This window comes from Psychrobacter sp. TWR1-1-1 (genome assembly GCF_049895865.1).
Lineage (GTDB): Bacteria > Pseudomonadota > Gammaproteobacteria > Pseudomonadales > Moraxellaceae > Psychrobacter > Psychrobacter immobilis_A.
The window spans coordinates 26,626-49,502 of record NZ_JAFCTE010000010.1 but is presented as its reverse complement, the minus strand read 5'-3'; the positions used below and the strand labels follow the sequence as shown (position 1 = coordinate 49,502).

Annotated in this window: 22 protein-coding genes and 1 tRNA gene; 11 read left to right on the top strand and 12 right to left on the bottom strand. The window is 43.4% G+C overall.

What is annotated here, in order from left to right; all coding sequences use genetic code 11:
* Window positions 1-208: 208 nt before the first annotated feature.
* The 7 genes from atpA to ACP69U_RS10375 all read right to left on the bottom strand — a co-directional run bounded on the left by atpA (window position 209) and on the right by ACP69U_RS10375 (window position 6,395).
* Entirely contained in the window at window positions 209-1,753 is a 1,545-nt protein-coding gene (atpA, locus tag ACP69U_RS10405; protein WP_055125356.1) for a F0F1 ATP synthase subunit alpha, read from the bottom strand.
* Between the two features lie 93 nt (window positions 1,754-1,846).
* Window positions 1,847-2,470: a F0F1 ATP synthase subunit delta gene (locus ACP69U_RS10400; protein ID WP_045445877.1), complete on the bottom strand. Its 624-nt coding sequence runs from the start codon at window positions 2,468-2,470 to the stop codon at window positions 1,847-1,849.
* A 13-nt stretch (window positions 2,471-2,483) separates the two neighbouring features.
* Window positions 2,484-2,954, bottom strand: a complete 471-nt coding sequence (locus tag ACP69U_RS10395) for a F0F1 ATP synthase subunit B (protein WP_045452424.1) — start codon at window positions 2,952-2,954, stop codon at window positions 2,484-2,486.
* 117 nt (window positions 2,955-3,071) lie between these two features.
* Window positions 3,072-3,320, bottom strand: a complete 249-nt coding sequence (atpE, locus tag ACP69U_RS10390) for a F0F1 ATP synthase subunit C (protein ID WP_010197960.1) — start codon at window positions 3,318-3,320, stop codon at window positions 3,072-3,074.
* Window positions 3,321-3,353: 33 nt separating this feature from the next.
* Window positions 3,354-4,220, bottom strand: coding sequence for a F0F1 ATP synthase subunit A (gene atpB, locus ACP69U_RS10385; protein WP_055125357.1), 867 nt, complete (start codon window positions 4,218-4,220; stop codon window positions 3,354-3,356).
* Window positions 4,221-4,904: 684 nt separating this feature from the next.
* On the bottom strand, window positions 4,905-5,303 hold the full coding sequence (locus ACP69U_RS10380; RefSeq protein WP_198330017.1) for an ATP synthase subunit I: 399 nt from the start codon (window positions 5,301-5,303) through the stop codon (window positions 4,905-4,907).
* A gap of 291 nt (window positions 5,304-5,594) precedes the next feature.
* Window positions 5,595-6,395 carry a metal ABC transporter solute-binding protein, Zn/Mn family gene (locus ACP69U_RS10375; protein ID WP_338101662.1) on the bottom strand — a complete coding sequence of 267 codons (801 nt, stop codon included), beginning with the start codon at window positions 6,393-6,395 and terminating at the stop codon, window positions 5,595-5,597.
* Window positions 6,396-6,681: 286 nt separating this feature from the next.
* Here ACP69U_RS10375 and ACP69U_RS10370 point away from each other — a divergent pair, with 286 nt between their 5' ends.
* The 6 genes from ACP69U_RS10370 (at window position 6,682) to gluQRS (ending at window position 12,291) form a co-directional block, all read left to right on the top strand.
* Window positions 6,682-7,275, top strand: coding sequence for a Fur family transcriptional regulator (locus ACP69U_RS10370; RefSeq protein WP_198330019.1), 594 nt, complete (start codon window positions 6,682-6,684; stop codon window positions 7,273-7,275).
* 80 nt (window positions 7,276-7,355) lie between these two features.
* Complete coding sequence (locus ACP69U_RS10365) at window positions 7,356-8,153, top strand: metal ABC transporter ATP-binding protein (protein WP_198330020.1); 798 nt, start codon at window positions 7,356-7,358, stop codon at window positions 8,151-8,153.
* A 106-nt stretch (window positions 8,154-8,259) separates the two neighbouring features.
* Entirely contained in the window at window positions 8,260-9,078 is an 819-nt protein-coding gene (locus tag ACP69U_RS10360) for a metal ABC transporter permease (protein ID WP_055125361.1), read from the top strand.
* 247 nt (window positions 9,079-9,325) lie between these two features.
* Complete coding sequence (locus ACP69U_RS10355; RefSeq protein WP_426138495.1) at window positions 9,326-10,171, top strand: metallophosphoesterase; 846 nt, start codon at window positions 9,326-9,328, stop codon at window positions 10,169-10,171.
* 493 nt (window positions 10,172-10,664) lie between these two features.
* On the top strand, window positions 10,665-11,102 hold the full coding sequence (gene dksA, locus ACP69U_RS10350) for an RNA polymerase-binding protein DksA (protein ID WP_045445865.1): 438 nt from the start codon (window positions 10,665-10,667) through the stop codon (window positions 11,100-11,102).
* A gap of 247 nt (window positions 11,103-11,349) precedes the next feature.
* Complete coding sequence (gene gluQRS, locus ACP69U_RS10345; protein WP_426138494.1) at window positions 11,350-12,291, top strand: tRNA glutamyl-Q(34) synthetase GluQRS; 942 nt, start codon at window positions 11,350-11,352, stop codon at window positions 12,289-12,291.
* A gap of 92 nt (window positions 12,292-12,383) precedes the next feature.
* On the opposite strand, the gene ftsW is transcribed toward gluQRS, so the two are convergent.
* Window positions 12,384-13,580: a putative lipid II flippase FtsW gene (gene ftsW, locus ACP69U_RS10340; RefSeq protein WP_426138493.1), complete on the bottom strand. Its 1,197-nt coding sequence runs from the start codon at window positions 13,578-13,580 to the stop codon at window positions 12,384-12,386.
* 317 nt (window positions 13,581-13,897) lie between these two features.
* Entirely contained in the window at window positions 13,898-15,334 is a 1,437-nt protein-coding gene (gene murD / locus ACP69U_RS10335) for a UDP-N-acetylmuramoyl-L-alanine--D-glutamate ligase (protein ID WP_426138492.1), read from the bottom strand.
* Between the two features lie 661 nt (window positions 15,335-15,995).
* Here murD and ACP69U_RS10330 point away from each other — a divergent pair.
* From ACP69U_RS10330 to ACP69U_RS10315, 4 genes are all read left to right on the top strand, one after another.
* Window positions 15,996-17,495, top strand: coding sequence for a SulP family inorganic anion transporter (locus tag ACP69U_RS10330; protein WP_087813692.1), 1,500 nt, complete (start codon window positions 15,996-15,998; stop codon window positions 17,493-17,495).
* 174 nt (window positions 17,496-17,669) lie between these two features.
* Complete coding sequence (locus ACP69U_RS10325) at window positions 17,670-18,524, top strand: universal stress protein (protein ID WP_045445851.1); 855 nt, start codon at window positions 17,670-17,672, stop codon at window positions 18,522-18,524.
* Window positions 18,525-18,979: 455 nt separating this feature from the next.
* On the top strand, window positions 18,980-19,318 hold the full coding sequence (locus tag ACP69U_RS10320) for a P-II family nitrogen regulator (protein ID WP_010197981.1): 339 nt from the start codon (window positions 18,980-18,982) through the stop codon (window positions 19,316-19,318).
* Window positions 19,319-19,393: 75 nt separating this feature from the next.
* Window positions 19,394-20,656 (top strand): ammonium transporter, encoded by a 1,263-nt coding sequence (locus tag ACP69U_RS10315; protein ID WP_045452414.1) that lies wholly within the window; start codon window positions 19,394-19,396, stop codon window positions 20,654-20,656.
* Window positions 20,657-20,771: 115 nt separating this feature from the next.
* Here the strand turns inward: ACP69U_RS10315 and ACP69U_RS10310 are convergent, their stop codons facing one another.
* The 3 genes from ACP69U_RS10310 to ACP69U_RS10300 form a co-directional block, all read right to left on the bottom strand.
* Window positions 20,772-21,155, bottom strand: coding sequence for a DUF2147 domain-containing protein (locus ACP69U_RS10310; protein ID WP_045445845.1), 384 nt, complete (start codon window positions 21,153-21,155; stop codon window positions 20,772-20,774).
* Window positions 21,156-21,412: 257 nt separating this feature from the next.
* Window positions 21,413-21,676, bottom strand: coding sequence for a hypothetical protein (locus ACP69U_RS10305; RefSeq protein ID WP_045445842.1), 264 nt, complete (start codon window positions 21,674-21,676; stop codon window positions 21,413-21,415).
* A gap of 84 nt (window positions 21,677-21,760) precedes the next feature.
* Window positions 21,761-22,654 (bottom strand): DNA/RNA non-specific endonuclease, encoded by an 894-nt coding sequence (locus ACP69U_RS10300; protein WP_426138491.1) that lies wholly within the window; start codon window positions 22,652-22,654, stop codon window positions 21,761-21,763.
* 128 nt (window positions 22,655-22,782) lie between these two features.
* On the opposite strand from ACP69U_RS10300, the gene ACP69U_RS10295 reads away from it, so the two are divergent.
* Window positions 22,783-22,873 (top strand) — tRNA-Ser (locus ACP69U_RS10295).
* The last annotated feature ends 4 nt before the right edge of the window (window positions 22,874-22,877 follow it).

The window sequence follows — 22,877 nt, the reverse complement described above, 5'->3', positions numbered from 1 at the left end:
GGGTTAAAAAGCATTGGCGCATGCGACAATTATTTAGTATATAACATCAATCTAATAAATTAATGTTATATATTTTGTGCATGACGCGATCTAATACCGTCAATGGTTAGAACAGTGGCGCTACTGTCTTAATAAAAAAATACAAGACAATGCGCCACTTTATTAGCCATCAAAGACAGCCATAACCAATTCGGCTTAACCCGTTAAATTAATAACTGTGATTTTGTTTAAAGGTCTCTAAAGATGACTTCAAACGACCTGCGATATCATCATTATAATTCGCAGTATCATCAATCTCACGCATCAATTCACTTTGCTCATCATGCATATAGCGTAAGTAAGCTTCTTCAAAAGAACCGATTTTTTCGACAGGAACGTCCGCTAAAAAGCCTTCATTCGATGCATAGATAACTGCAGCTTGCTCAGAGATTGACATTGGCTGATACTGCTTCTGCTTCATCAATTCAGTCACACGCTCACCATGATCAAGCTGTTCGCGAGTCGCGTCATCAAGATCTGAGGCAAACTGAGCAAAGGCAGCCAATTCACGATACTGAGCTAGTGCAGTACGGATACCACCAGATAGCTTTTTGATGATCTTAGTCTGAGCTGCCCCGCCCACACGAGATACCGAGATACCAGCGTTAACTGCTGGACGGATACCTGAGTTGAATAGGCTTGATTCTAAGAAAATCTGACCATCGGTGATTGAAATCACGTTGGTTGGTACGAATGCAGATACGTCACCAGCTTGGGTTTCAATAATTGGCAGTGCGGTTAAAGAACCGGTTTTACCAACTACTTCACCATTAGTGAACTTTTCTACGTACGCCGCGTTTACGCGTGATGCACGCTCAAGTAAACGTGAATGTAAATAGAATACATCACCAGGATACGCTTCACGACCTGGCGGACGACGTAGCAATAGTGAAATTTGACGATAAGCAACGGCTTGTTTTGATAAGTCATCAAATACAATCAGTGCGTCTTCACCGCGGTCACGGAAGTATTCGCCCATCGTACAACCTGAATACGGTGCAATATACTGTAGTGCTGCTGGCTCTGATGCTGATGCAACCACAACCGTGGTATATGCTAATGCACCAGTTTGCTCAAGCTTGCGTACGACGTTTGCAATGGTAGAACGTTTCTGACCGATTGCGACGTATACACACTTGATACCAGATGATTTCTGCGCGATGATCGCATCGATAGCCATCGCGGTTTTACCCGTCTGACGGTCACCAATGATAAGCTCACGCTGACCACGACCAATTGGAATCATAGTATCAACGGCTTTATAACCCGTCATTACTGGTTGATCTACTGACTGACGATCAATAACGCCTGGGGCGATTTTTTCGACTTTATCAGTCATTTTGGCATCGATAGGACCTTTGCCATCAATAGGATTTCCCAAGGCGTCAACAACACGGCCTAGCAGCTCAGGACCTACTGGTACTTCAAGAATACGACCAGTACAATAGGCTTTTTGACCTTCTTGCAGCTTTAGGTAATCACCAAGTACTACCGCGCCGACAGAATCACGCTCTAAGTTAAGCGCCATTCCATAGATTTCGCCTTCAAACTCAATCATTTCGCCGTACATGGCATCTTCAAGACCATGAATCTGCACGATACCGTCAGATACTTTGACAATCGTGCCTTCATTCTTTGCAGTTGCACCCGCATCAAGGTCTTGAATACGCTGCTTAATCAGGTTACTGATTTCCGCTGGATTCAATTGTTGCATTGCCTTGTTTCCTTTAATTTATGATAACCCGCCCACTGACTTAAATGCTCTTACTTTCACGCAAATCATAGATGACTGCGCTGGTAAATGGCATTAGGCCGTTAGCTGTGTTTTTAACTGTTGTAACTTGCCGCGCATCGAATCATCAATGATTTTGTCACCGACTTTGATGGTAGCGCCTGCCAATAGACTTGGATCGACCGACTCATGAATCACCACACTAGCATTTAACGATGCAGCAAGGCGCGTTTGAAGCATTTCACGCTGAGCGTCAGTCAATGGATAGGCAGAGGTCACGTAAGCATCAAGCTGCTTTAAGCTTATTGCCTTGTGGCGGCGATAATGCTCATAAACTTCAGGAAGCAGCGCCAGACGCTCTTGCTGCGCCAACTGCTTAATAAAATTATTGAGCGCTGGTGACACTTTAGGATAGCTAATACTATTACCATAACGAGAGCCTTTGCTCTCGCCTAGTAGCTGTTTAAAAGCAGAGTCACTATCACCAGCCACTTGTGAGTCATAAAGATCAACCAAAGCAGCTGACTTATGCTCAGCCGTAACGGCTGGATTTTCTAGCCATGTACGGAACGCTTTGTCATTGACAATTGCACTGGCGACAAACAAGAAATTTTCCCACTCGTTTACGGCCCCGTTTTCGTTGGCATAGTCAAACGCGGCTTTAGCGTAGGGTCGTGCTAAGGTTGATAAGTCAGCCATTATATCCTCACAGTTACAGCTTTGCCGCCAGTTGGTCTAACATACTGGCATGTTTTTGCACATCGACTTTGTCTTGCAAAATCTTTTCTGCACCAAGTACAGCCAGTTCAGCAACTTGGGCACGTAATGATTCACGCGCTTGATTGATTTCTTGGTCGATAGACGCTTGCGCTTGTTGACGAATGCGCTCGCCTTCCACTTGAGCCTGCATTTTTGCATCTTCGACAAGCTGGTTGGCACTCTTGTTCGCTTGCTCGATTAAAGCAGCAGCTTTGGTCTTTGCAAGATCAAGCTCCTGCTGGACGTCTTGCTCAGCGGTCGCCAAATCTGCTTTTGCTTTTTCTGCGGCATTCAGGCCTTCAGCAATTTTACGCTGACGCTCATTGATGGCACCAATAAGTGGTGGCCACACGAATTTCATGCAGAACATCACAAAGATTGCAAAAGCAATGGCTTGACCGATGAGGGTAGAATTGATATTCACGTGATCACCTCTTTGTTAATGAAAAATCAGTTTCATTGATCATATTTGATAGCCAAACTTTGGCTATGGTTAAGATACAAACTTTGACTACCAAACATTTACAACTGAGCTTTCTGATTAACCTGCTAGAGGGTTAGCGAACAACAATAGCATAGCAATACCAACACCGATCATCGGAATAGCATCAAGAAGACCTGCTACGATGAACATACGAGTTTGCAGCTGTGAACCAAGTTCTGGCTGACGCGCAACGCCTTCTAGAAATTTACCACCTAGAATAGCAAAACCAATACCTGTACCTAGTGCACCTAAACCGATAAGTAGTGCTACTGCGATAACTGTGTAACCACCTAATACTGGATCCATGGATGTATCCTCATTTACCTATTGAATGTCTAATTAATGTTCAGTTGATGATGCAAGTGACATATAAACTATCGTCAGCATCATAAATACGAACGCTTGAAGTGTAATAATTAAGATGTGGAAAATAGCCCACGGTACTGATAACGCCCATTGAATCCAAAACGGCATTAGAGCAATCAGTATGAAAATCAACTCACCAGCATACATGTTACCGAATAGACGCAGACCTAAAGAGATAGGTTTTGCTATCAAAGTAACAAACTCTAAGATAAAGTTGATGGGTATTAAAATAATTTGTACGATAGGGTTTTTGGCACTAAACGGATGCAGTGTTAGCTCGCCAACAAAGCCGCCCAAACCTTTTTCTTTGATACTATAAAACAGAATCAGTATAAAGACAGAAAAAGACATGCCAAGCGTAATATTAGGATCCGTCGTTGGAACGATCTTAAAGAACACATGATGTGGATCATGTCCCATCATTGCGCCGATTTGGCCAGCAATCATAGGAATAAAATCGACGGGTAGTAAATCCATCAAGTTCATTAAGAATATCCATACAAAGATAGTCAACGCCAAAGGCGCAATCAGCTTTGAGGTACCACTATACGAATCACGAACGTTGTTATCAACGAACTCAACGATCATCTCAACCGCGGCCTGAGTTTTACCCGGCACGCCTGAAGTGACTTTTCTAGCGACCATCCAGAAGATGGCGCAGAAAACAATGCCTAGACCAATTGACCAAAGCATAGAATCAAGGTGGATGGCTTTAAAGCCCATTGCACTAGCTTCTTCAGCAGTATAGGCAACTTTCCAGCCTTCGCCCGGCAGATAGCCGTACGTCCAGTTCGTTAAGTGGTGAGAGATATAGTCTGTTGTTGTTTGCTCGCCTGCCATAATGTCAGCTTCTTATTAATCAACGATTTAATCAACTACCAAAAATATGGTTGTCATCTGATGAGGTTTTAACGATCCTATTTGACCTGCTAGCAAGCCGATGAACCATGCTAAAGCGCTCATGTAATCAATAACATCCAACCCATAGTTCTATTACTAGTACGCAACTTGATAACTTAAGATAAATTTTAGCTATCAAAAAAGGGCTTATGATGATTCAGTAATAGCCCTTGTATATGTACGCGAAATTATTATATCTGTGTTTACTTACTGCCGCGTTTCCACGATCGACGCTTAATACAGCGTTCATAAGCAAAATATTTAGCTGCCTATATTAATGCAGCGTTGTATTCGTGTAAAGTCAATTATGACTTTTTTATGCACTGTATGAATAAGTTAGCTACTATTAACGTTTACTAACATAGCTTTGCGTGATTAATTAAATTGTAAGAATTTAATTAGAGGCAATACTGATAGCTAATAATTGGCTATCGACTCCATTATCACACGCTATACTCATTTAAACGCTCATATCACAGTCTTTATAATCATTGGCGCTGTCTTTAGACAGTTTTGTATGTTTTGACTTTCTTATGAAATCAGTCATAGAGAAGCTGGACGGCAGGGTGACTTGCCTAGCACTATTAAGCACTCAACTATTGATATAGTCATCGTCTATTAATGCTAGCGTATATGCCACAACATCCAACTGTGACTAATTTGCATTACCATAAAACCGATAAACAGCGCAGGCGCAGATAGGGGTTGTACGGTAATAAAAATTAGTGCGAAACCAAACACAGTCAATAGCCATTTGGCCATTTGACCTCGATATAGCTGGCTAACAATATGTTGGCGCGCGCGATATCCAGTGTACCAAAAGATAAAAAAAGCAAATACAGCTTGGGTAGCAAAGCTGAGTAGCGCACCAATAGCGGCGCTTTTTGCAACAGTAAGCTCACTATGTAGCCAACTGGTATCTAAAGCCCAAGCAATAATAATAAGGACAAATAATATCCACGCTTGGCGTTTGATATAGATGCCAATTTTATCTTTTTGTGTGCGTTTGGCAGGCTTGGTCATCGGTAATGCAATCCTATAGCCTTACAGCATTGGGATAAGGTGGCAATATAACATCGTCGCGACACTTTTATCCGTGAACGGCTCACTCTACAGGTGTTACCTTTTAACCAAAATAAAACGCCACTTATTATAAGGGGCATACCACCGTTAAGCAAGAAAAATATACCTTTTATCAGTGACCTAGCTGAATCACTCATAGACATCATAGTTACTGACCAATGGATAACACCCAAAGTATGACTACATAATGGCTTCTCAAGCGTTGTAAGCCACTATGGTTAATCAGTTATCCTACGATATACATTGATAGATTTGCTGTGCCATTGTCTGCCAACCACTCACAAAGTCTTTACTATTGCTCATATCTTCAGGTTGCACAGTGGTTTTTACAGGCTGTAACTTAGCGAGTAGACCTTTGGCTGGTTGACTTGGGCTAACCAGACACATTTGCTTGGCTGGACGCTTCTCATTTAGCCAGCGTATTTGGCTTGCTCGTGGTGCTAGATGGTGATCAGTGCTTAAACTGCCAACAAGCTTTAGGTTTGTGCTGGATTCGATGTATTGATAAGCATCATGATAGGCCCAATAAGGCTGGGTTTGCTGCTTGCCTTTAGCTTGTTTTACGAAAGATGCCACTCCCCTATCCATTCGCTGAGCAAATTTTTGTGCATTGGCGTGATAAAGTGCTTTATATTGCGGATTAGCATGACTGTGGATGACAGCAAGGGCACGAGTCATGGCTTTGGCATTTTCAGGATCTAACCATATATGTGGATCCAAGGTGCCAGCAATAGGCTTGCCTTGGACGTCACGTAGCGGATGACGATTAAAGGCATCAAATTCAAATAAGGCAATCGCATTGGGTGCGGTATTAAGGCTTGCCGCCAAGTTATTTTCTAGTGGCTCACCAAACCACACGACAAATTTACTGTCCTGAATGGCTTTAATATCGCCTGGGCTGATACTGCCATGATGACCTACCTCCCCGGCCTGCAATAACTGCTTGGCGGGCGGTGAACCTTCAGTCACTGCTTGACTCAATAAAAACAGTGGGTAGTTACTCACGCTGACTGTTGCCGCTTGTGCACTCACAGTAAAGAGGCCTAATGCAACTATGCCCGTAATGAGCCATCGCTGTAGTATAATGGTTGAGCTTAAAAAATATTTGAAAACTGAGTTCATAATAGATTCTTTAATGTATGAAAGATAAAATATAAGTGGAAACATTTAGACGTTATCGCCGTTGTATCTGAGTGATCATTAAGGTATCAATAAATAAGCCAAGATCACTTATCTGCTCTTATTTTTAGTATGTTATACTATAACATTATAAATTACTATAATAACAGTGCCATTTTATTTTGTAGGAGCTTGCACCATGTCCACCAGTTTATCAGTCTGCGAACATTTACATGATGTGCAGGACTTTACGCCGCATGACGTGACCGAGCGCCTAATGGCAGCAAAAGAACAATGTCGCCTGAACGGTGCACGCTTTACCCCATTGCGCCAGCAAATATATCAATTGGTATTGGCAGCCAATAAACCCATCGGTGCATATGATTTGATCACGCAATTGCAGCAAATGCGCTTATCAGAGCCCAATAACAATGATGACAGCAGCGAAGCGCTTAGCTCGCAACAGCGCCCAACGAAAGCGGCATCTAAAGAAATTAGCTCTAAAAAACAAGCGCCAAAAAATGTCGCGCCACCCACTGTCTATCGCAGTCTGGAGTTTTTATTGAGTGAAGGCTTGATACATCAATTGACCTCTATCAATGCTTATGTGCCCTGCTGTCACCCACGCGCCCAGCATACCGCAGCATTTTTAATCTGTGGTCAATGTCAGCGTGTACAAGAATGTAGCAGTGTGCCCGTACAGGAAATGATGAGTTTTGCTGAGCAAGACGTTGGCTTTATTGTGGAACGCAGTGTGATTGAGCTGAGTGGTCGTTGCCAAGCGTGCCAGTAACACACCCTAACCACTGAAGCGTAAGTCTTTGTCATCCGTTTTTTATTTGTATTACTTATTCACTTATTGGTTGTCATACTATGAGCCTGTCTACCTCACCGTCTAATCAACCGAACTTTTCCGCTGTTGATGGCAACACCATTAACACTGCGAGTAAACTGCTGAGCCTAAGCGATGTCAGCTACGACATTGGGCATCAACGCTTACTCTCACATATTGATATTGACATTGCGGTTAATGAAACAGTCAGTCTTATTGGACCTAATGGCGCTGGTAAGTCAACGTTGGTTAAACTTATTTTGGGATTGATTGAGCCAACTAAAGGGCACATTAACTCTCATCAAAAGTTACAGCTTGGCTATGTACCGCAGCGCTTTGCTGTACCGCCGATATTGCCATTACGAGTCTGCGATTTATTGGCACAAGCGGATAAAAGGCGCTTAACGTCTGAGCAGCGTCAATTTATCTTCGATAACTTGTCATTGACGCACTTATTATCGCGACAAATGCTGCACCTGTCGGGTGGTGAGACACAAAGAGTCTTGCTCGCGCGCGCATTGTTAGACAAACCCAACTTATTGATTTTAGATGAGCCGATGCAAGGACTGGACCCTGATACTGAGGTTTGGCTCTATCAATTTATTGATGAGCTGCCAGAGTTTTTACGTTGTGCCATGTTGGTGGTATCGCATGATCTGCATTGGGTCATGAAGGGCAGTCGACGCGTGATTTGTCTTAATAAGCACATTTGCTGTGAGGGACAACCAAGCGAGCTTGCCGTTAGTAGTGAGTTTCAAAAGCTATTTGGGCATCATTATGAGCAGCCTTATGTGCATCAACCACATGCCTGTGAGCATCACGCCCCAAGCGAATTATAATCATTAAGGCGCGTTGCACATTCACAAATATAAAATATATCGAAGCTTAATACATCAAACACATATCGAGCGTTGAGCTTTATAAAAACTTTTACGGATATTCATTATGACTGCTTGGTTAGCCATCATTGCCCCCGCTTGGATCGCTGGCAGTATTTTAGCGCTACTATCAGCGCCTTTAGGTTGCTTAGTCTTGTGGCGACGCATGGCCTTTTTTGCTGATGCTTTAGCACATGGTACCTTGCTTGGCGTGGCTTTAGCAGTATGGTGGCAATTACCTATGGGCATTGGCATTGCCTTGGTCAGCGTCATGGTGGTGCTAGGGCTGGTATTAATCGATGATGAGCGCCTGCCTGTCGATGCGGTTTTGGCCGTCGTGGCGGTGTCATTGTTATGCTTAGGCTTATTGGCTTTGACCCAGTTGACTGACCAACAAGCAAACGTACTGGGGTTTTTGTTTGGTAATTTGCTAGAGCTTGATTGGGCAGACTTGCCCTTACTTGCCGGTAGCGTGCTGGTAGGGCTCGGTCTACTCATGTATATATGGCCTGCACAAATTAAGCTTGCCACTCATGAAGCACTGGCGCGTATTCAAGGTGTTAATCCGACACGCCAGCGGCTGTTCTTTATGGGCGTATTGGCGGGATTTTGTGCGATTGCCCTGCAAGCGGTTGGTAGTTTACTAATCAGCGGTCTATTGGTATTACCAGCATTAACGGCACGTTTGTGGTCATCATCGCCAAAACAAATGGTCGTTATATCGCTACTGATCGCACAGCTTGGGGTGACGCTAGGCGTTTGGGGAAGCATCTGGCTAGATATTCAGACAGGACTTGCTATCGTATTAATATTAGCCATTTTATTTTTTATCGCGCTGATTTTCTCAAAGCTCAGCACTGCAAAAATTTGGTCAGCGCGCCGTTAGACAGATTATGGTTCACATAAAGCCGCTGGTTTTTTTATCCTCTTATCCAACTTTATTTCATCAATATGATAGAGCTTTCATTGACTTTATGTTATAAACTTGCCCTAATACCATCGACATACTAGCGGCGTCAAGCCAAAAAACATATTGGTCAGACCAAAATTCATTAGTCTACTCGATGCAGGACATTTATTTATCATTCGTTTTAACAGCATCACTTGTTTCGATTCGATGAGGGACTGACCCAATGCTAAGCTATCCTGTTAATAACATTAGCACACCAGATGAACAGGTAAACATACTACAAATCACAGATTTGCATTTATCAACGCCCGTTTCTTCTAGTGTTGATAGCGATACTAACAATAGCGAAGCCACTGTCTGTCAGCAGTGCTTTGAAACAGTACTACAGCAAGCATTGAGTAGCGACATTCGCTGCGATTTGATTATCGTGACTGGCGACTTAGTCAATGAAGTGAAACCCGCTATTTACGATCATATTTTTGAGGTATTGCAAGCCACCAATATTCCTTTTGCTTGTATTGCGGGCAATCATGATGTGACGGATGAGATAGGCAGTGACTTACCATTCTTTGAGCGCGAACTGATTGCTCAACCTGCCGACCCGCGCTTGCTAAGCCGGCATGTCATTGAGACTGATCGCTGGCAGCTGTTGTTATTAGACTCATCCATCACGGGCAAAGTCGCGGGCGAGATAACGCCTACCGATATTGACTGGGTATGCGAGAGACTCGATGCTTGTGATAAGCCTGCGCTGATTGCTCTACATCATCACGTCATTCCCGTAGACTCTGACTGGATTGACACACATATGGCAGAGAATAGTGAAGCCTTTTGGCAGCATCTGTTAGGATTTGACCATCTCAAGGTCATTATCAGTGGTCATACGCACCAAGAGCAGGTCCGCCATCGTCAAGGAGTCACGGTCTATAGTACGCCATCTACTTGCTACCAGTTCAAGCCTTATGAGAATGATTTCTCCTATGATAAAAGCGTCCCGCCCGGTTACCGTTGGTTGCAATTAGCCAACAATGGAAAGGTTGCAAGCTGGGTAGAAAGACTGGATACTTGACGCCCAGATTTATTGACACCAATATTGATGTGAGCCCTTATACCCCAAGCTATTGACTGATATTTCTGAGTTCAGAATACAATGACTGGCACGGTAAAAACGACATGATGATGAAAAATGACTTCATTATTGTCAGAAACAATGATACAACGTATAAAACGAAATGAGGACTGCCTAGTATCTGGTATTAGGTAGAATTATAATAGCTAGGATGGCTAAATCGATCACAGCTAAGTCTTCACAGTCAGTGATTTGTCGCATTATTAAGACAACGCTATTTAAATAAAAATATGCATAACCATATACCTGACCCTTGATAGATTGCTTTGAGCATATCAAGATAACTGTACTATTAGATCCGCTGTATTACTTGTGTTACCAAGTGGTAAAACGTTTTATAAAGGGACAAATTATAGCGTTTATGACATTGATAGCGTCTTGTCTTTTGATACGTCGTTTTATTGAATTAATTTGAAAAAAGTAGGATACCCATATGAGCACCCTGACCACGAATCCAAGTGAAGCTAAGTTTACTCCTTATGTGCCTGCCAAAGACGAAGAGTACATGTCTGATGCGCAGTTAGAGCACTTTAAGGCTATATTATTGGATTGGAAGAGCCAACTGATTGGCGAAGCGGATCGCACCAAGACTTATATCCAAGACGAGTCCAGTGCTATGCCAGATATCAATGATCGCGCCACCCAAGAAGAAGAGTTTGCCCTCGCATTGCGTACGCGTGACCGTGAACGTAAGCTCATTCGCAAAATTGACAAATCTATGTCAGAAATTGAAAATGATGATTATGGATTTTGTGAAACTTGTGGCGTAGAGATTGGTCTGCGTCGTCTCGAAGCGCGCCCAACGGCTACCCAGTGTATCGATTGTAAAACACTGTCTGAGATTAAAGAACGCCAAAATCAAGGCGCTTAAAAGAGTTACGACTCATCTCAATAGTAGGATGTAAGCATAAGCGACCAAAATATGGTCGCTTATTGCGTTTTAGCTGGCTGGTTTTTAGTCAATGAATCATGGCTGATACAGAGCTTTAAGCTTGCTTATATTGATTTGCTAACAAAACAGACTCATTTCACAAATATCTTTTTACGGATATATTTATTATTCTATCTTCTACCTTTTTTACCGACAATTTCCTACTTTGAAAACTAACCTTATTCCTATGCCCACTCCAATCATACCAGTACAGCCGATTGGTCGTTTTGCTCCCTCACCGACTGGTGAACTGCATCTTGGCTCATTGACGACCGCGCTTGCCAGCTTTTGCCATATAAAATCCATTGGTGGTAAATGGCTACTGCGTATTGAAGACACTGATACCGAACGCTGTGATCAGCAATTTACTGAGCAAATCTTGATTGATTTGGAAGCGCTTGGATTGTACTGGGACAGTGATATCATTTATCAATCTGAGCGTATTGATATTTATAATGACTATCTACACTCAGCCCTGCATCCACTCACTTATGGTTGTCAGTGCTCGCGTAAAGATTTGGAGCAATACTGGGCGCAAGAAGAGCTGAGCCCATCTCATGATGCTAACCCATTGCAACCAAACAGGAAGCGCTATCCACGCTGCTGTGTCAGCGCTGACCTTGATAGAGAGCAACATAAGCTACGCATACAGCTACCGAATTATAAGATTGGTTTTAACGACGGTATTCAAGGATTGCAGTGGGACAATCCTCAGCAGACATTGGGTGATATGGTGGTGCGTCGCCAAGATGGTATGATCAATTATATTTTGGCTGCCAGCCTTGATGATGGACTGCAACAGGTGACACATATTATGCGCGGTCTAGATATCCTACCCATGACGACAGCGCAAATCAGCATCATGGATGCCGCACGCTTGCCTGCCATCGATCACTGGTATCACTTGCCACTGATATGTCATGCTGATGGACAAAAACTCTCCAAGCAAAACCTAGCGCAACCCATTGATACACGAGATCCAAGTAAACTTATCGCCGATGCTTTACAACTATTACAGCAACCAGCCGTCGATAGAGACACACCTACTCGTATGTTAAAGCAAGCCATTGCTCAATGGGACAGTACGCCGCTACAAGGCAAGCAACAGTTAAATATGCCCAATGGATAAAAGTCAGCTAGCAAAAAGCGCCACTATTTAGCGACGCTTTTTTGGATAATGCCAGTCATGATGCATCGAGCCTATGACTAATGCTCAACCTATCAATAATAACGGCATTGGCTTTTTTCGACTTCAGGGCTTTCTTTATAAATTTTTAGCAATAACGCAACCATCACCAAGCTAATCAACATTGATGAGCCACCATAACTGAAGAATGGCATAGTCAGTCCTTTGGTTGGAATCGCGCCCATATTCATCGCCGCATTGATAATTGTTTGTGCAATAAACACCACACCGATACCAAAGGCGGTATAACTCATACGCATCTGCCGACGCTTGAGCGCGTTATAACTGATACGCATCGCGCTACCGATAATCAGCGCTTCGAGCACCAGTACCATAGTAACCCCAACAAAGCCTAACTCTTCCCCTGTAATGGCTAGTAGAAAATCAGTATGTGCCTCAGGCAAATGCGATAGTTTCTGTACGCTCTCACCATAACCAACGCCTGTAAATTGTCCACGACCAAAGGCAATCAAACTGCGTGCCAGCTGATAATCGGTGTCTTGCACATCATCAAACGGATCCATAAATGACATCACACGTACCAATCGGTACTGCGCTGTCGTCACCATCAATACCGCACCACCGATGGCAGCCGCGCCCAGTGCTAAAAAGTGCTTGTAAGGCGCACCAGCGATATAAAAAATCGCAAAGATAGTACCTAAAATAACGACAAAAGAACCAAAATCTGGCTGTGACAATAGCAGCATGGTGATGAGTGCCACCACCAACATAATCCGCAAAAAACCGTCTAAGCCGTTACGAACTTCAAAAGAGCGACGCACCACAAAATCAGAGACAAAGACAATCATCACCAACTTGGCCAACTCTGCCACCTGAAAATTAAATACCCCTAGGTTCAGCCAACGCTTGGAGCCGTTAATAGGCGTACTAAAGAGGGTTGCCACTAGCAGCATGCCAGTGATACCCAATAGGATAAATTGGGTTTCAGTCTTATATAGTGTTCGCAAAGACACGCTGTAATAAGAAACCGTAGCGACCGTCAAACCGATCATCATATACAGCAGCTGGTTTTTGAAAAAGTGCAGCTCTGTCATGCCGCGACTGAGGGCAAAAGGAATAGAAGCGGAAGCCACCATCAATAAACTGAGCACCAACATACAGCCAACACTCGATAGGAGAATGGCGCGTGCTGACGGCATAGAAAGAATACCATCTGAGCCAGATGCTTGCTTCGGTTGGGACGAGGAACGAAAAAGAGAAGAGAGCGCCATAATTTTATATACACTAACGAACGAAAAAACACGGCGTCTATTAAACGCCACCGTTTAAAAAATAGAAAATAGACAGTACCAGACAGATTACTAAGCAAATAAGCTGACCATTCATGTTGCTGACTGGCTATGATTGACAGTAGCAGCAATCTATAAGCAAAACAATCATTTATACAGAAAATGCGCGCGCATCATAAAAGTCAATTCAGGGCAATCCTATTGCATTGCCCTTATTCTTTATTAAATACATGAGTTCTTTATTAAATGCTGAGATTCGCTAAGCACTTATCATGCAAATGCTTAAATCACCAAACCTTTTATTCCGCAGTCATCATATCTGACGACTCAGTTGCTAATTGACCAACCAACTGACTGAAATGCTCACCGCGAGCTGCGTAGCCACTATATTGATCAAAGCTGGCACAAGCAGGTGACAATAGCACCGCTTGCACTTGCGATAGGCTGCTTGTCGTGACTTGTTGAATGGTTGTAAAGGCATTTTCTAAAGTTTGGCATTGATGTAATGCCACATCGGCGCTTATCTTAGCCGCGCGCAGATGCTGTTCAATCAGCGGCGCATCTTCACCAATAAACAGTACTTGGCTAACATACTGATTGATAAACGGCGTCAATTCACCAAACTGTTGACCCTTACCTTGTCCACCCAAAATCAATAGTAGTTTACCATCCTTTGGTGCATAGACTGCGCCCAGCCCTTCGATAGCTGCCATCGTTGAGCCGATATTGGTGCCTTTTGAATCATTAAAATAATCAATGTCTGCAGCATTTGCCACATACTGGCAACGATGCTCAAGTCCAGTAAACTGCTGTAAGGTATTCAACATACTGCCCAATGGCAAACCAGCAAGTTCGCCTAACGCTAAGGCTGCCTGTGCATTGAGCAGATTATGACGACCTTTAATCAACAGTTTATCTGCCGACAGTAGTTTTTCTGTACCGTGGGCAAGATAAATCTGGCCTTCAGGAGTAGTAATAAGACCATATTGACCTTTATCAGGAGCATGTATACCGGTACTCACTCTGGGCAAATTATCAGCCACGAGCGGACGCGTCAATGCGTCTTCGCGATTGATAACCACGGACTTAGCACCCTGAAAGATACGATGCTTGGCTTGATGGTAGCCCAGCATATCGCCGTGGCGATCTAGATGGTCAGGTGACATATTTAGAACCGTCGCCACTTGCGCGCCCAAATTGGTCACTGTCTCTAACTGAAAGCTCGACAGCTCAAGTACCGCCAGTTCCATATCAGTATTATCAAGCAAGGTCAGCGCTGGCACGCCAATATTACCGCCGACACCAACATTGACACCAGCATCCGCGGCCATTTGCCCGACCAAGGTGGTCACGGTGCTCTTAGCATTAGAGCCAGTAATCGCCACTATCGGTACGGTACAAGCCTCACAAAATAGCTGAATATCGCTGACCACTGGAATATTCGCTTGGCGGGCAGCGGCGACAGCTTCGGTAGCAAGAGAGATACCGGGGCTTATAATAATACGTGCCGCTTGCTGCAAGAGCTCGGCGTCAATCGCACCAAATTGGCGAATACTAATCTCAGCGGGTAGTTGATCTGCTAAGCTAGGTGTTACCTGAGCATCAGTAACAGCAACCTGATAGCCTTGATTGGCCAAATAGCGCGCAACTGATAATCCAGATTGTCCCAAACCGACCACGACTTGTAGACCACTGCCTTTGTGAAGTAAGGCGTCTGTTGCAGCGTTGGTGGTCATATTTATTCCTTCTGTTGGACGAGCAAAATGGCATCAAACAAACCTAGTCTATAAAGAAGCAAAATGATGCCGTCAAGATGAGACGCATCATAACGGTATCGTTCAGATTTCGGTACTGGTTTTTTATGACGATGTGCTATTATGCGCCTGTTTTTATATTAAGTGGCTAATGCTATAATAGTTGCCTTAATCTGTAAGTGACTGGGTATTTACCCAAGCATTTTAGTTTAGCATGTTGTCACAGTTAGCACGCTATTGTCACTTCTGTTTGGCAAAGTTACTACTATAGACGGGTCATGTCGAGCGGCTATTTTTATTTGATAAATTATTTATTACCCTCTACCGCAGCATATCATTGCTGACGCTATTCGTTATTGTAGGTGCTCTTATAAATGCCCTGCTTTAAGCACCTTATTTTAACTATTTTTTTAGGTAGTCTCACTGAATTTATCATCGTATCAATTATTGGTGAGCGTATTAGTGATACCAGTAAGTAAATCAGTAGACCTACTTATTACTGACCTTTAATAACTCAATACCGCAATATGACACAGCACATGTTGCCGTAAAAGAAAGATGAATAGCTACTTTTATAGCGACGCGATCATTTTATGAATGAGTAATGATTACTTTTTTGCCTCTAACCCTATGCAGTTTACTTATGACATCTTTTATTGATAACTTACGTGACGAGTGGTTTTCCAATGTTCGCGGCGATGTTTTATCCGGTTTGGTCGTTGCCTTAGCGCTGATTCCTGAAGCCATTGCCTTTTCTATTATCGCAGGTGTTGATCCAAAAGTCGGCTTGTATGCCTCATTTTGTATCGCGGTCGTGATCAGTTTTGTCGGTGGTCGTCCAGGCATGATTTCGGCAGCAACTGGGGCAATGGCACTGGTGATGGTTGACTTAGTCGCCGAGCATGGTTTGCAGTATTTGCTAGCTGCCACCTTATTGTGCGGTGGGATTCAGATTGTAATGGGTATCCTAAAGCTCGGTAATTTGATGCGCTTTGTGTCGCGCTCGGTAGTCATTGGCTTCGTCAATGCGCTCGCGATATTGATCTTTGCTGCCCAGCTGCCTGAGCTTAACCCGATGACTGAACGCGTTGGCATGACGGTTTATATCATGACAGCGGCGGGCTTAGCGATTATCTACTTGTTTCCGCTGATTCCTAAAATCGGTCGCGTGATTCCATCACCGCTGATCTGTATCGTTGGTTTGACTGCTGTCGCGATGTACATGAATCTCGATATTCGTAATGTCGGCAGTATGGGCGATTTGCCTGATTCATTACCAATGTTCTTATTACCTGACATTCCCTTGAACCTAAATACTTTACTGATCATCGCGCCTTACTCTATCGCACTTGCCATCGTTGGTTTATTAGAATCGATGATGACAGCGACTATCGTCGATGATTTGACAGATACGCCAAGCGATAAAAACCGCGAGTGTCGCGGTCAAGGGATTGCCAACGTCGTATCAGGTTTCTTCGGTGGCATGGCAGGCTGTGCCATGATTGGTCAATCTATGATCAACGTCAAATCTGGAGGACGTACGCGTCTGTCCACTTTGATGGCAGGTATCGTACTGCTCATTATGGTAGTGTTCTTAAGTGAATGGGTCAGTCAAATTCCAATGGCGGCACTGGTCGCTGTGATGATTATGGTCTCTATTGGTACTTTTAACTGGCAGTCTATTCGCGAATTTAAAACGCATCCGATGTCATTTAATATTGTCATGTTAGCGACTGTTTTGACCACAGTATTTACGCACAACCTAGCTTATGGTGTGGGCGTGGGCGTGCTGCTATCGGCGCTGGCGTTTGCCAATAAAATTGGTCAATTCTTAACGGTATTTAGCGAATATGATGAGAGTACTAATACCCGTTATTATTATGTGCAAGGACAAGTATTCTTTGCTTCTACGACTCAGTTCTTAAACAGCTTCGATACCAAAGAAGCTTTGGACAGTATTCAAATTGATGTCAGCCAAGCGCATTTTTGGGATGTCAGTGCCGTAGACACCTTGGACAAACTGGTCATGCGCTTGCAACGTGAGGGCATTGATGTCAAAGTGGTGGGACTCAATAATGCGAGCCGAACACTGATTGATCGCTTCTCTATCCACGATCGCCGAGATATTGGCTTATTGGATTAAACAAAGCCACGTCTATTTATTGAGCTAATATTGATTAACCGCTCATAAATAGACAGTTGAATAAACAGCTGCATTGGTGCAAAGGGTTGGGCATAAGCATTATCGCCCCACCCTTGAGCCAAGCAGCTGTCTTTTTATTCTGTTTTTTTAATATTGGAATAATGTGGTGGTCTTATGAGTAATTTGAAACCAGATAGTGTGATTGCCTGCTTGGACTGCCCAGACCACGTGCAAGCAGTGTTAGAAGCTAGCATGTGGGCCGCGACTCGTCTACAAGCACCTGTTGGACTGTTGCATTCTGTACCGAGCCTACAACAAAAAGCGGCTGTGAATTATTCAGGCTGCCTAAATATCGATGATGAAAACATGCTGCTTGAGCAGTTCACCACCAAGGAGCACTTGAGTAATTGTGAGCTAAAAGCTCAAGGCAAGCTTTTGCTCCATCAAGCCACCACCTATTGCGAGCAGCAGCGACAAAAACTAAAAACTTATACTTTGCATCGCCATGAACACCTCAATGAAAGTATCGATTACGTCGATGACAAAGCACAATTGATCGTTATAGGTCACAATGTCACCTGCAAATCGACATTGAGCCAGTTAATTAGAGTCAGCCACTGCCCCATTTTGGTGACTCATGCACCATTTTTGCCCCCTACGACCGCGTTATTTGCTTTTGACAACAGTCCTACTTCACATAAATTGCTCAATTGGCTCTGTAAAACTTCACTGGTGCGCGCATTAACCGTTCATATCGTGATGGTCGGTAAAGAAAACTCTGAAAATTGCGATGCGCTACGTGAAGCTTATGCGCGGCTCAAACAAGCAGGCATCAAGTCTAAAAAAGCCTTGCTGGACTGCCGCGATGTCACTTCGGCTTTGAATTATTATCAAAATGAAAATGATATCGGTATGCTGATGACCGGTGCCTTTGGCCAATCTCGTCTGCGTGAACTTCTAAAAGGTAGCGACACAAAAAAACTGCTTGGTAGCACCAAAACCCCCTACCTACTCTTCCCAAAGGTATAGGCTTTAGCCGATCTACACAGCCACCCCTCTCTCTTTGAGCGCAGAGCCTATACATAAATGTTAAGCTCTGCCGCTTACGTTATCACACGATTTTCCCTACTTTCTCCTCAAGTGATTCGTTTCATATTCCAAACTAGGTTAGCAAATCATCACAGGAAATAGATGGATGGTCTCCCCAAGCACCTAAAAAGTTGGTTATAATAAAGTTTTCGTCAGTTCAACGCTAAAGGTTAATTCGCATTCTCTATGCTCATAACGGTGGCTTATACCATTGCAGCATAACCAGTATTTTTTGCCATAACTATAGCTGTTTTTGAACAAACAAATCCAATCTTACCTATCCCCCTTGAGTAAATTGGCACAGTTCTTGAATGACTAATAGTAAGCATGGCAGCGATACGATGCACCACAATGCTTCGATCAACCTGCGGCATCACACAAATAAGGAATATTTTATGAAGCTAATCACTGCGATCTTAAAACCGTTTAAGCTCGATGATGTACGTGAAGCGCTTTCTGACATCGGTGTTAAAGGTGTCACTGTTACTGAAGTCAAAGGTTTCGGTCGCCAAAAAGGTCACACAGAACTCTATCGCGGCGCAGAATACGTGGTGGACTTCTTACCTAAAGTAAAAGTCGAAGTGGCTGTTATTGATGAGATGGTCGAACCTGCTATCGAAGCGATCACTCGCATCGCTAGCACGGGCAAGATTGGTGACGGCAAAATCTTTGTCACTGCACTCGAGCAAGTTATTCGTATTCGTACGGGCGAGACAGGCCCTGACGCTATCTAACGCGCAAGGCCATATAGACACAGATTTATAGATCATACCGATAGCTGTATTGCATCAATTCAAGGGGGAATTAACATGCAAAATCAAATCTTCGAGCTCCAGTACGCACTTGATACGTTTTACTTTTTAATGTGCGGGGCGCTAGTCATGTGGATGGCAGCAGGCTTCACCATGTTAGAAGCTGGACTCGTCCGCTCAAAAAACACCGTTGAGATTTTAACCAAAAATATCGCACTTTTTGCCACCGCTTGTACCATGTACATGATATGCGGCTATGCCATTATGTATGGTGGCAACCTATTCTTAAGCGGTATCGCGGGTAATGAAACGCTGGTAGCAGATGCCCTAGCAGCCTCCGCTGAAAACGGCTTTGACGGTGATTCTGTTTACTCCGCTGCGTCTGATTTTTTCTTCCAAGTGGTATTTGTTGCAACCTGTATGTCAATCGTTTCAGGAGCGGTGGCTGAGCGCATGAAGCTGTGGTCGTTCTTATTATTTGCTGTGGTGATGACTGGTGTCATTTATCCATTAGAGGGTAGCTGGACGTGGGGTGGCAATGATGTATTTGGTATGTTCAATTTAGGCGACATGGGTTTTTCTGATTTTGCAGGTTCTGGTATCGTCCATATGGCGGGTGCTGCGGCTGCATTAGCAGGGGTATTATTATTAGGTGCACGTAAAGGCAAGTATGGCCCTAATGGTGAAATACGCGCCATTCCAGGTGCTAACTTACCACTGGCAGCGCTTGGAACACTTATTCTCTGGATGGGTTGGTTCGGTTTCAATGGCGGCTCGGTGCTAAAACTGGGTGATATTGCCAGTGCTAACTCGGTTGCTATGGTGTTTTTGAATACCAATGCAGCAGCGGCAGGCGGTGCAATTGGTGCTTTAATAATAGCACGCATCATCTTTGGCAAAGCTGACTTAACCATGCTCTTAAATGGTGCACTCGCAGGATTAGTCGCTATCACAGCAGAACCCTCAACCCCATCTGCATTACAAGCAACACTGTTTGGTTTGATCGCTGGCGTTATCGTTGTGCTATCTATCTTAGCATTGGATAAAATAAAAATAGATGATCCAGTGGGTGCTATCTCAGTTCATGGTGTAGTCGGTCTGTTCGGTCTGCTTATCGTACCAATTACCAATCCAGCAGCATCGTTCGTAGGTCAGATTGCTGGTGCAGCCACTATCTTTACTTGGGTATTCATCGCCAGCTTAATCACTTGGGCGGTTATCAAATTAGTGATTGGTCTTCGTATCTCTGAAGAAGATGAGTATGAAGGTGCGGATATAGCAGAGTGTGGTATGGAAGCATATCCAGAATTTGTGAGATAAGCTCTGAAGCCAATATTAAAATATATGTACTAAAAATCCCGCATTACCAAAAGGTATTGCGGGATTTTTATCTATTTATAACTATTAAGTCTAATACTAAAAATAAGCTCTCGGCTTATTTCTTTTTCCACGTTTGACTGCGTGAGAATGGACCGATATAACCTTTTAGATTTAAGGTGTTACCACTCAAGTTTGCGGTCATACGATAGTCTTTGCCCTTTTCAGGATCAGTAATCGTACCACCACTATATTTGCCACCACCATCAGACTTTAAACCTTTAATAATGGTCGTACCAACGTGCTTTTTGCCTTTGGCTGAGTTAGTAGCGATAAGCGTACCTGTTAGTACACCATTTGACTCAGTAATCTTTACGGTACCTTTTGGCTTACCTTCATCAAATGTCTGCCACGTGGTATTGGCCAAAGGATCAGCGGCGAATGCCATGCTTGCTAAACTGATACCTGCAACAGCTAGAGTGGTTTTGGTAAATAATTTCATAGACTGATTCCCTTCATACAATGATTACTCGAAACGTTATGTTTCTGATCTCCTAGGCTTATCCTTCGCTAAAATCCCTATTAACAGCCATGCGACTTTCTACTCTTTGGGAGTGTTTAGCGCATCTAAAAAAACTGCTCATCAAAATTTTATACGACATAAGCGATGTCTTGACTCATTATAAGCAATTTTAAGCTTTTGCCTAGTAATTTTTTTATAGTTTATTATTTCTATAAAAATTGAACTATATCAAATAGTTACAAAAAAGGATTGTCAATATTTTTATCTAACCGGTCATCTTTTTCTTTTGACTTATGCTGACTATTATTGTAAATAGAATTATTTTCAAATGCCTGAATAATCTTGCTTGTTAGTTCATGCAACTGTTGTGCTTGCTCATATCCAGTAGCATCAAGAGTCAAATCAATATCGCCATATATAATAATTTTATCTGTTTGGTTTTCGATGATAAGCTCACCAATTTGCATGCTTTGGTGGTCATTGGCAAATGGATCAATCATGTGATTCTCCTTTTTATTAATACCTTGCGTAATTTTTGGATTTTTTGTGCCTTTTATTATATATAGACTCGTGTCACAGAGGCATTATGCTTGCAATTGGACGATTACCCACTCAAGAATCGCCCAAACAAACAGCATCCAAGCCGGCTCTTCTGTTGGCTCATCGGGCAACTCGGAGCTTTCACCCGCCTTTAATGGCAGATCAAACGCCTGTGTTTTGGTTTTGGCATCCAAGACGGGCAGCACATCGATACCAATTCTAGTCGAGAGTTCATCAACACTAATAACCTCTATGCGCTCCGACTCATCATTGGGTGCATAATAGACCCCTGCTTGATTAATCGCTGGTATGTAGACGGCTTTAAAAAAATGACTGGGCACCAGCACACGATCTGCCAATTGCTTGGTTGTTTTGCCAGTAAAGGCTACTCCTGTAATGCTATAAACCTCTCCATATTGCTGGGTCAAATAGCGAGTGGCTGATTCAATATTACGCCAGATATAGCGATTGTTGCGCGGTGACTGCGGGGCGATATTGGCAAGGCTAAAGCTATCATATTGTTGACTGCGATTCGCCATATCAGCATTGGGCGCTAAATGCCCGCGATCATAGCCAGAGCCTGAATAGTCGGACAATGAAGCACGTGCGGATTTTGGTAACCTACTTTCTTCATGAAAGCTGTCTTCACGATCGATTTCTTTGGCTTGTTGTAAACGCTTGCGATCCAAATATTCTGCCGACCAAAGCGGTGTACGCGATACGCCAGAATACATAACGGCAAAACCATCCATGCATAAAGCTTGGGTTTTGTTGCTTAGCTTGGTATTAATAAACTCAGGATAGACACCGCCATAAAAAGACTCGCTACACTGAGTAAAGTCATCAGCATGCGCTGAAGTTATGCTTACGACCACCGCCATCACGGTCATTGTAATACTGTTTTTCAAACGGGCATTGAGCCTACCGAAACTTATCATTCAACTTTCAACCATCTATACTTGTCATTACGTATACGCTATCGTAGCAGGCGTTTGTAAATAAAGAAAGATAAGGTGCAAGTCGTGACATTCTAGACAGTATCCGCTATACTAAGCCGTCTAAAAACGGTGAAGTGGGTGAGTGGCTGAAACCGCACGCCTGGAAAGTGTGTATGCGTTAATAGCGTATCGAGGGTTCGAATCCCTCCTTCACCGCCAATCT

Coding starts and splice junctions, on each gene's coding strand:
- gluQRS (WP_426138494.1), top strand. CDS start 11,350: ATGCCCACTCCAATCATACCAGTACAGCCGATTGGTCGTTTTGCTCCC.
- dksA (WP_045445865.1), top strand. CDS start 10,665: ATGAGCACCCTGACCACGAATCCAAGTGAAGCTAAGTTTACTCCTTAT.
- ACP69U_RS10355 (WP_426138495.1), top strand. CDS start 9,326: ATGCTAAGCTATCCTGTTAATAACATTAGCACACCAGATGAACAGGTA.
- ACP69U_RS10300 (WP_426138491.1), bottom strand. CDS start 22,654: ATGATAAGTTTCGGTAGGCTCAATGCCCGTTTGAAAAACAGTATTACA.
- murD (WP_426138492.1), bottom strand. CDS start 15,334: ATGACCACCAACGCTGCAACAGACGCCTTACTTCACAAAGGCAGTGGT.
- ACP69U_RS10360 (WP_055125361.1), top strand. CDS start 8,260: ATGACTGCTTGGTTAGCCATCATTGCCCCCGCTTGGATCGCTGGCAGT.
- ACP69U_RS10365 (WP_198330020.1), top strand. CDS start 7,356: ATGAGCCTGTCTACCTCACCGTCTAATCAACCGAACTTTTCCGCTGTT.
- ACP69U_RS10330 (WP_087813692.1), top strand. CDS start 15,996: ATGACATCTTTTATTGATAACTTACGTGACGAGTGGTTTTCCAATGTT.
- ACP69U_RS10320 (WP_010197981.1), top strand. CDS start 18,980: ATGAAGCTAATCACTGCGATCTTAAAACCGTTTAAGCTCGATGATGTA.
- ACP69U_RS10380 (WP_198330017.1), bottom strand. CDS start 5,303: ATGACCAAGCCTGCCAAACGCACACAAAAAGATAAAATTGGCATCTAT.
- ACP69U_RS10305 (WP_045445842.1), bottom strand. CDS start 21,676: ATGATTGATCCATTTGCCAATGACCACCAAAGCATGCAAATTGGTGAG.
- atpE (WP_010197960.1), bottom strand. CDS start 3,320: ATGGATCCAGTATTAGGTGGTTACACAGTTATCGCAGTAGCACTACTT.
- atpB (WP_055125357.1), bottom strand. CDS start 4,220: ATGGCAGGCGAGCAAACAACAACAGACTATATCTCTCACCACTTAACG.
- ACP69U_RS10310 (WP_045445845.1), bottom strand. CDS start 21,155: ATGAAATTATTTACCAAAACCACTCTAGCTGTTGCAGGTATCAGTTTA.
- ftsW (WP_426138493.1), bottom strand. CDS start 13,580: ATGGCGCTCTCTTCTCTTTTTCGTTCCTCGTCCCAACCGAAGCAAGCA.
- ACP69U_RS10370 (WP_198330019.1), top strand. CDS start 6,682: ATGTCCACCAGTTTATCAGTCTGCGAACATTTACATGATGTGCAGGAC.
- ACP69U_RS10315 (WP_045452414.1), top strand. CDS start 19,394: ATGCAAAATCAAATCTTCGAGCTCCAGTACGCACTTGATACGTTTTAC.
- ACP69U_RS10400 (WP_045445877.1), bottom strand. CDS start 2,470: ATGGCTGACTTATCAACCTTAGCACGACCCTACGCTAAAGCCGCGTTT.
- ACP69U_RS10325 (WP_045445851.1), top strand. CDS start 17,670: ATGAGTAATTTGAAACCAGATAGTGTGATTGCCTGCTTGGACTGCCCA.
- atpA (WP_055125356.1), bottom strand. CDS start 1,753: ATGCAACAATTGAATCCAGCGGAAATCAGTAACCTGATTAAGCAGCGT.